Below are 1,290 nucleotides of genomic sequence, written 5' to 3'. Positions count from 1 at the left end.
GGGACTGCTGCACGGATCGGTGACATCTGATCTGTGGTGCCGAGGGGTGCCGCTGGAAGGATGTGCACTGTGCCGAAGCCGTACCCCAAGGAGTTCCGCGACGACGTCGTTCGCGTCGCGAGGAACCGTGAGCCGGGTGTCCACCTGAAGCAGATCGCTGCCGACTTCGGCATCAGCGAGTCGTGCCTGACGAACTGGATGAAGACCGCCGATGTCGAGGACGGCGTGAAGCCGGGCACGACGGCAGTTGAGAATGCCGAGCTGCGTGAGGCGAAGAAGCGGATCCGGCTTCTCGAGCAGGAGAACGAGGTCCTGCGCCGCGCGGCCGCCTACCTCTCGCAGGCCAACCTGCCGGGAAAATGATGTACCCGCTCGTCCGCGAGCTGGCCGTCGACGGGATCCCCGTCACGGTGACGTGCCGGGTGCTCAAGATCGCTCGCCAGCCCTACTACCGCTGGCTCGCCCAGCCGGTCAACGACGCCGAGCTCGAGCAGGCCTACCGCGCCAACGCCCTGTTCGACGCCCACCGCGACGACCCGGAGTTCGGCTACCGGTTCCTGGTCGACGAGGCACGCGAAGCTGGCGAGTCGATGGCTGAGCGGACGGCGTGGCGGATCTGCTCGCAGCTGGGCTGGTGGTCGGTGTTCGGCAAGCCCAAGCGCGGCAAGGCCAAGAGGCCCGGCCCGCCGGTCCACGACGACTTGTGCGCCGTGGTCGACGAGCAGGGCCGGGTCCGCCACGAGTTCACCGCCGATGCCCCGAACGAGCTGTGGGTCACCGACATCACCGAACACTGGACCGGCGAGGGCAAGCTCTACGTCTGCGCGATCAAGGACGTCTACTCCAACCGGATCGTGGGCTACTCCATCAGCGACCGGATGAAGTCTCGGCTCGCGGTGGCAGCGCTCAGCAACGCCATCGCCAGGCGCGGTGACGTGGCCGGCTGCATCGTTCACAGCGACCGCGGCAGCCAGTTCCGCAGCCGGAAATTCGTCCACGCTCTCCATCGCCACGGCATGGTCGGATCGATGGGTCGAGTCGGCGCCGCGGGTGACAACGCCGCGATGGAGAGCTTCTTCAGCCTGCTGCAGAAGAACGTCCTCGACCGCCAGGCCTGGGCCACCCGGGAGGAACTGCGGATCGCCATCGTGACCTGGATCGAGCGCACCTACCACCGACGCCGCAGGCAGGCCGCTCTCGGACGATTGACCCCCATCGAGTACGAGACCATCATGACCACGCCAGCCACTCAGGCTGCGTGACCCGACCTGTCACCCGATCGTGCAGCAG

1 protein-coding gene is annotated in these 1,290 nt (G+C 67.1%); it reads left to right on the top strand.

The window, feature by feature from the left end:
* The first annotated feature begins 69 nt into the window (after positions 1 to 69).
* Positions 70 to 1,262, top strand: a protein-coding gene (locus D6B71_RS22390) for an IS3 family transposase (RefSeq protein WP_121259013.1) whose coding sequence is annotated in 2 segments (ribosomal slippage) — positions 70 to 354 and positions 357 to 1,262 — 1,191 coding nt in all. Because the reading frame shifts where the segments join, the coding sequence is not laid out codon by codon here.
* The last annotated feature ends 28 nt before the right edge of the window (positions 1,263 to 1,290 follow it).

Origin of the sequence: Nocardioides ferulae (genome assembly GCF_003660455.1) — a bacterium.
GTDB classification, from domain to species: domain Bacteria; phylum Actinomycetota; class Actinomycetes; order Propionibacteriales; family Nocardioidaceae; genus Nocardioides; species Nocardioides ferulae.
The sequence above is the reverse complement of the archived record's forward strand: the minus strand, read 5'-3'. Positions and strand labels throughout refer to the sequence as shown.